6 protein-coding genes are annotated in these 6,856 nt (G+C 58.4%); 1 reads left to right on the top strand and 5 read right to left on the bottom strand.

Annotated features, from left to right (window positions below; translation table 11 throughout):
- Positions 1 to 656, bottom strand: a 656-nt coding sequence (gene yieH, locus FN633_RS04235) for a 6-phosphogluconate phosphatase (RefSeq protein ID WP_154058821.1), incomplete at its 3' end; no start/stop codon positions are given.
- A gap of 169 nt (positions 657 to 825) precedes the next feature.
- Here yieH and adeP point away from each other — a divergent pair.
- A complete protein-coding gene (gene adeP / locus FN633_RS04230; protein ID WP_154056856.1) occupies positions 826 to 2,163 on the top strand; it encodes an adenine permease AdeP in 1,338 nt (445 codons plus the stop codon).
- A gap of 44 nt (positions 2,164 to 2,207) precedes the next feature.
- On the opposite strand, the gene FN633_RS04225 is transcribed toward adeP, so the two are convergent.
- The 4 genes from FN633_RS04225 to yidC form a co-directional block, all read right to left on the bottom strand.
- On the bottom strand, positions 2,208 to 2,774 hold the full coding sequence (locus FN633_RS04225) for an NADPH-dependent FMN reductase (RefSeq protein ID WP_154056855.1): 567 nt from the start codon (positions 2,772 to 2,774) through the stop codon (positions 2,208 to 2,210).
- A 34-nt stretch (positions 2,775 to 2,808) separates the two neighbouring features.
- Positions 2,809 to 3,534: a 4'-phosphopantetheinyl transferase family protein gene (locus FN633_RS04220; protein ID WP_154056854.1), complete on the bottom strand. Its 726-nt coding sequence runs from the start codon at positions 3,532 to 3,534 to the stop codon at positions 2,809 to 2,811.
- 229 nt (positions 3,535 to 3,763) lie between these two features.
- Positions 3,764 to 5,128 carry a tRNA uridine-5-carboxymethylaminomethyl(34) synthesis GTPase MnmE gene (gene mnmE / locus FN633_RS04215; RefSeq protein WP_154056853.1) on the bottom strand — a complete coding sequence of 455 codons (1,365 nt, stop codon included), beginning with the start codon at positions 5,126 to 5,128 and terminating at the stop codon, positions 3,764 to 3,766.
- An 80-nt stretch (positions 5,129 to 5,208) separates the two neighbouring features.
- The gene (yidC, locus tag FN633_RS04210) at positions 5,209 to 6,855 is read right to left on the bottom strand and encodes a membrane protein insertase YidC (RefSeq protein WP_042393475.1); all 1,647 of its coding nucleotides are present in this window, start codon (positions 6,853 to 6,855) and stop codon (positions 5,209 to 5,211) included.
- Between the last annotated feature and the right edge of the window lies 1 nt (position 6,856).

Below are 6,856 nucleotides of genomic sequence, written 5' to 3'. Positions count from 1 at the left end.
ATATTCCACCCACGCGCTTTCCATAATTCTGGCAGCTGCGATAACTCGGTGAAGGTAGTCACCTTTGGATGATCGATCGGCTTGTTGTGCGGATCGGCGCAGAAGTAGAACACCTCCATCCCGGCATCAATCCCCGACTGCGCGCCTGCCGCAGAGTCATCCACCAGAATGCATTTTGTTGGATCCACGTCCAGCGCGCTGGCGGCATGGAACATCAGGGCCGGATCCGGCTTCCAGCGCTGAATATCGTAGCCGCTGAACAGCAGATTGGGGAAATAGTGCAGCATTCCGAGCTTGCCAAGCGAGTGCTGCATTTTGCTCACCGGACCGTTTGACACCACGCACATCGGCACGCTGACGGATGCCAGCAGCGCATCTGCCCCGGCAATTGTCTCCAGCTCGGCATCGAACAGGCGTGCGACCTCGGCGCGGTAGATTGGCTCCAGCTCTGCTTTCTCTAGGTTCACGCCGTGCTCGGCGTTAATAATGTCGATAATTTCGTAGAGCTTAACGCCTTTAAAGCGTTTAAAAATCTCCGCCAGATCGAGCGTAATACCAAACTGCGCGAACATATGCACGTACGCGCGGGAACAGATCACCTCGCTGTCGACCAGCGTGCCATCACAGTCGAAAAAAATCGCTTCTATTTGGGACATGCCGTTTCCTGTTTTATTACAAGTTTAACGTTTACTTGCGGCAGATTCCTCCGCGCAATCGATGCCGTATAAGCAAACACAATGAAAAAAAGTGTGTGATAACCGTCAATATTGCCGCATTTTGGTATAGGATAGCGACGAATTTTCCTTCCCTGTTCGGAAATAGATAATGAGCCAACAACAAACTACCCAGGCCGCGGGCCAGGGGTTGCTCGACCGCGTGTTTAAACTGCGCGAGCATGGCACCACAGCACGCACCGAGGTGATCGCCGGTTTTACCACCTTCCTGACGATGGTGTATATCGTCTTTGTTAACCCACAGATTCTGGGTGTTGCTGGCATGGATACCAGCGCGGTATTCGTTACCACCTGTCTGATTGCCGCCTTTGGCAGCATCCTGATGGGGCTATTCGCTAACCTGCCGGTAGCGCTTGCGCCCGCGATGGGTTTGAACGCTTTCTTCGCCTTTGTAGTCGTTGGCGCAATGGGCCTGCCGTGGCAGGTCGGAATGGGGGCTATCTTCTGGGGCGCTATCGGCCTGCTGCTGCTGACCATCTTCCGCGTCCGCTACTGGATGATTGCTAACATCCCGGTGAGCCTGCGCGTCGGCATCACCAGCGGTATCGGCCTGTTCATCGGCATGATGGGTCTGAAAAACGCGGGCGTGATCGTGGCGAACCCGGAGACGCTGGTGAGTATCGGCAATCTGACCTCCCACAGCGTGCTGCTGGGTGTGCTGGGCTTCTTTATCATCGCCATTCTGGCCTCGCGTAACGTCCACGCGGCGGTGCTGGTCTCTATCGTGGTGACCACCCTGCTGGGCTGGTGGCTAGGCGATGTGCACTACAGCGGGATTGTCTCCGCGCCGCCGAGCGTGACCAGCGTTGTCGGCCACGTTGATCTCGCAGGCTCGTTTAACCTTGGCCTCGCGGGCGTGATCTTCTCGTTTATGCTGGTTAACCTGTTCGACTCCTCCGGAACGCTGATTGGCGTCACCGATAAGGCCGGTCTGGCCGATGAGAAGGGTAAGTTCCCGCGTATGAAGCAGGCCCTGTTTGTTGACAGCGTCTCCTCCGTAGCCGGCTCCTTTATCGGTACCTCTTCGGTCACCGCCTATATCGAGTCCTCTTCCGGTGTCTCCGTCGGTGGGCGCACTGGCCTCACCGCTGTAGTGGTAGGCTTGCTGTTCCTGCTGGTGATTTTCCTGTCGCCGCTGGCCGGGATGGTACCGCCGTATGCCGCTGCGGGTGCGCTGATCTACGTTGGCGTGCTGATGACCTCCAGCCTCTCCCGCGTGAAGTGGGACGATCTGACCGAAGCCGTGCCGGCGTTTATTACCGCCGTGATGATGCCGTTCAGCTTCTCGATTACCGAAGGCATCGCGCTGGGCTTTATCTCCTATTGCATCATGAAGATCGGTACCGGACGCTTCCGCGACCTTAGCCCGTGCGTGATTATCGTTGCGCTGCTGTTTGTGCTGAAGATTGTATTTATCGACGCGCATTAACAGCTAAACATTGGCCCGGCAGCTTTCGCGCTGCCGGGCTTTTTTTATGCCCTGACTTTCTTGATGTAATCACCAAACGCCGTCAGCTGGCCGGTCAGATGATCCAGCGTGCTCTGATCGATAACCTCGCCCGTCTGCGGATCCACCTTGTTCTGGATCACCCCGCCCATAAACTCCGGCTTGTTCATCACCATCGCGTCAAGAAACACCAGAATCTGTCGCAGATGATACTGGCAGCGCGCACCGCCGATAGCGCCCATTGAGCTGGTCTGGATCAGCACCGGCTTACCGGCCAGGGGCTGCGCAGGCAGGCGTGACAGCCAGTCGATGGCATTCTTCAGGCCGCCCGGTACGGAGTAGTTGTATTCTGGCGTCACAATCACGACGCCGTCGGCGTTGTGGATCTGCTCGGCAATGGCTTCAACGCTCTGCGGGAAACCTTCCTCCTGCTGGATATCGGCATCGTACAGCGGGATATCGGCGATGGTCGGCAGGGGCGCAACCGTCATGCCTTCCGGCGCGATTTTCGGCAGCGTACGGGCCACCATTGCATTGAATGAGCCTTTACGCAGGCTGCCAAGTAACGTAACGACGTGCAGTGAATCAGACATCTTTACTCCTTACCGGTAAGTATAGTGAAGCGAGTTACGCAGGCAGGCTGGTAAAACGCATCAGGCGGGTGGCGGGATTGTTTGCTCGGGTTTGGATATCTGACAGGCCGCGCCACCCCCGCTTAGTATCAAACTCCCAAATCTTCAGGCTTTCAATGGCGGGCGAAACCGCCACGGACCAGATTAGCACGTCCTCCGCGTCGCAGAGCACCTCAATCGGTGCAGGCTGCGCTGCCCGCAGCTTGCCGGAGCCAGGCAGCAGCTGCAGAAAGCCTGGCGTGTCCTGAGTATGCCCGGCCATCTTCAGCACGCTCTGCCGCAGGGTCACGATCTGCGACTGGGCCTCGTTGGGATCGCTCTGGTTATTGATCCACAGCCTTTCGTTGCTGGAGAAAACCTGCTGCTCCTGGGCGTGAGGGCTGTGAAAGCCGCGCGTCGCCCGCTGCAACGCCATATTCAGCCCGCACAGGCCGCTGGTGGCGATTGCAACGCCGACCATGTTTCCGACATAGGCCAATGAAAAATGGGGCAGGCTGCGATCGGCAAAGACCGGGCGGCCATTGGACTGGATGATGATTTCAGGCAGCTCGCTTAACCCGTAGAGCATAAATACCAGCTCGGCGAGCAGGGCGCGGGAGGCCAGGTAGCGGTTGCGGTGGTGTTCCGGCAGTGCCCGAGCCCGATCGTGACAGGACGATGGCAGGCGGACGGAGACCAGCTGTCCATCGGTAAGGATCCCTCTTGCAAAATGTGTCGCCATTTTTCACTCCATGATAATGGTTAAGCCTGCTCGCAACGGTAGAAGCAGTATGTCGTATTGTGTGCAGGTTTTAACACGGATAAAAGGGGGTAAAAAGCACTCTGCGGGACTTTTACAATTCGGGGTAATTCTTGGCGGTTTGTCGCCCGGCGGCGCTCCGCTTGCACGGGCCTACGGTCTGACAGGTTTGGTTGGCCGGGCAAGCGGAGCGCCTCCCGGCGTTTAGCACTTACTTCCCAATGCAGAAGCTTGAGAAGATCCGTCCCAGCAGGTCGTCGGAGGTAAACTCGCCGGTGATCTCGCTCAGGCTCTGCTGAGCCAGGCGTAGCTCTTCCGCCAGCAGCTCGCCTGCCCACGCGCCGAGCAGCTGGGCTTTGCCCTGCTGTAGGTGCTCTGCGGCCAGCTCCAGCGCCTGCAGGTGGCGACGACGTGCCAGGAAGCCACCCTCCATTTGTGTATCAAAGCCCATGCTCTGCTTGAGATGGTTACGCAGCACGTCTACGCCCTCACCGGTGTAGGCGGAGAGGCGAACAAGTGAGTGACCATTCACCTCGCTGATCCCCAGCGTCTCGCCGGTGAGATCGGCTTTATTACGCACCACGGTAATCGGCAGCTTCGCGGGCAGGCGGGCGATAAAGTCCGGCCAGATCTCCGCCGGATCGACGGCGTTGGTGGTGGTGCCATCGACCATAAACAACACCCGGTCGGCCTGCTCGATCTCCTGCCAGGCACGCTCAATCCCGATGCGCTCGACCTCGTCGCTGGCATCGCGCAGCCCGGCGGTATCGATGATGTGCAGCGGCATGCCGTCGATGTGGATATGCTCGCGCAGCACGTCACGGGTGGTGCCGGCAATATCGGTCACGATAGCCGCCTCGCGTCCGGCCAGGGCGTTCAGCAGGCTCGATTTCCCGGCGTTCGGGCGACCAGCGATGACCACCTTCATCCCTTCACGCAGCAGACTGCCCTGGCGCGCTTCCGCCCGTACGGCATCGAGATCGGCCATCACGCCGTTAAGCTGCGCTTCGATTTTACCGTCGGAGAGGAAGTCGATCTCCTCATCAGGAAAATCAATCGCGGCCTCTACGTAGATACGCAGGTGAGTAAGTGCTTCCACCAGATGGTTAACGCGGGCGGAGAAGGCACCCTGAAGTGAGTTCAGTGCCGAGCGTGCGGCCTGTTCCGAGCTGGCGTCGATCAGATCGGCAATCGCTTCGGCCTGGGCCAGGTCCAGCTTGTCGTTAAGAAACGCGCGTTCGGAAAACTCGCCGGGACGGGCGATGCGCAGACCGGGCAGGGTCAGGATGCGCTTTAACAGCAGGTCGAGGATCACCGGACCGCCGTGTCCCTGCAGCTCCAGCACGTCTTCGCCGGTGAAAGAGTTCGGGCCGGGGAACCACAGGGCGATGCCCTGATCCAGCGCCGTGCCGTCCGCGTCGTTAAACGGCAGGTAGTCGGCGTAGCGCGGTTTCGGCAGCTTGCCCAGCACGGCCTGCGCAACTTCGCGGGCCTTGTGGCCAGAGATACGCAGAATGCCCACACCACCGCGTCCCGGTGGGGTTGCCTGGGCGACGATAGTGTCGTTATGGCTCATGATATGTCTCTATTGTTACCAATAAAAAGGGCGGTCATCTGACCGGGTGGCGCTGTGCTAACCCGGCCTACAGCTTACGATTAGGAGCTTTTCTTCTCGCGGCTATGCAGGCCACGCTTCTCCAGACCGCGGTAGATCAGCTGCTGCTGCAGAATGGTCACCAGGTTGCTGACGATATAGTACAGCACCAGACCAGACGGGAACCACAGGAAGAAGACCGTAAAGATGACCGGCATAAAGGTCATGATCTTCTGCTGCATCGGGTCGGTCACGGTGGTCGGCGACATCTTCTGGATGAAGAACATCGTCACGCCCATCAGGATCGGCAGGATGTAGTACGGGTCCTGTGCAGACAGGTCATGGATCCACAGGGCGAACGGCGCATGGCGCAGTTCAATGGAGCCCATCAGCATGTAGTACAGCGCAAGGAAGATAGGCATCTGGATAACCAGCGGTAAGCAGCCGCCCAGCGGGTTAACCTTCTCAGCTTTATACAGGGCCATCATCTCCTGGCTCTGACGCTGTTTATCATCGCCCAGACGCTCACGCATCGCCGCAATCTTCGGCTGCAGCATACGCATCTTCGCCATGGAGGTGTACTGCGCCTTGGTCAGCGGGTACATGATGCCACGAACGATAAAGGTGATGATGATGATTGAGAAGCCCCAGTTGCCCAGGAAGCTGTGGATCCACTTCAGCAGCTTGAACAGCGGCTGAGAGATAAACCACAGCCAGCCGTAGTCTACGGTCAGGTCCAGATGCGGCGCAACGGCAGCCATCTTGTCCTGAATTTCCGGGCCGACCCACAGGGTGCTGGTCAGCGCGGCGGTCTGGCCAGGCTGTACCAGGACCGGTGCAGATTTGTAGCCGATAGCGGCCACGCCGTTGCCCAGGTTGCTGGTGTAGAAGTTGTTCGCAACGTCGCTGCGCGGGATCCATGCGGTGGCAAAATACTGCTGCAGCATAGCGACCCAGCCGCCGTTAGAGGTCACGTTCAAGTTCTCGTTGTCGGCGATCGTATCGAATTTGTATTTTTCGTACTTCTCGTCCGGCGTAGAGTAGGCCGCACCGCGGAAGGTATGCAGCGCAAAGTTGCTGCTGCCGGTGTCGCGATGGGCTGGCAGATTGATGGATTGCTTCAGTTGGCCGAAGGTCGCGATCTCCAGCGGCTTCGCGCTGCTGTTCGCCACGTTGTAGCCCACGTTCACCGCATACTCACCGCGTTTCAGGGTAAAGGTTTTGGTGAAGGTGTTACCTGCGGCGTCGGTGTAGGTCAGCGGGATCGCCAGTTCGTTCTGGCCCTCGGCCATCACAAAGGTATCGCTGTTAACGTTATACAGCGGACGCGCGCCGTTTGCCGGGTTATCCGGGCCATCACGACCAGTCAGGCCGCTCTGTGCCTGATAGATGAACTCAGGCGTGGTTTCCAGCAGCTGGAACGGCTCGGTAGACTTCAGCTCTTTCGGGTAGCCCAACAGCAGCGCCTGCTCAACATCACCACCACGGGTGTTGATGACAAGCTCCAGCACGTCGGTCTTAACGGTAATGAGTTTCCCCTGGCCACTGGCCGGTACGCCCTGGTCTGCGGCACTACCCGCTGCGGTGGTCGTAGTCTGCGTGGTCTGCTGCGTCTGAGGCTGAGGATTTTTATCCTGCTCCCAGGCTTGCCAGATCATGAAAGACACGAACAACAAAGCGATGACAAAAAGATTGCGTTGCGAATCCATC

Source organism: Pseudescherichia vulneris, assembly GCF_902164725.1.
GTDB classification, from domain to species: Bacteria; Pseudomonadota; Gammaproteobacteria; order Enterobacterales; family Enterobacteriaceae; genus Pseudescherichia; species Pseudescherichia vulneris.
Note: the sequence above shows the minus strand (reverse complement) of the source record. Positions and strands in the feature narration are given on the sequence as shown.

What these genes read in the sequence shown, in the direction of transcription:
- adeP (WP_154056856.1), top strand. Translation starts at nt 826, where the DNA reads ATGAGCCAACAACAAACTACCCAGGCCGCGGGCCAGGGGTTGCTCGAC.
- yidC (WP_042393475.1), bottom strand. Translation starts at nt 6,855, where the DNA reads ATGGATTCGCAACGCAATCTTTTTGTCATCGCTTTGTTGTTCGTGTCT.
- FN633_RS04220 (WP_154056854.1), bottom strand. Translation starts at nt 3,534, where the DNA reads ATGGCGACACATTTTGCAAGAGGGATCCTTACCGATGGACAGCTGGTC.
- mnmE (WP_154056853.1), bottom strand. Translation starts at nt 5,128, where the DNA reads ATGAGCCATAACGACACTATCGTCGCCCAGGCAACCCCACCGGGACGC.
- FN633_RS04225 (WP_154056855.1), bottom strand. Translation starts at nt 2,774, where the DNA reads ATGTCTGATTCACTGCACGTCGTTACGTTACTTGGCAGCCTGCGTAAA.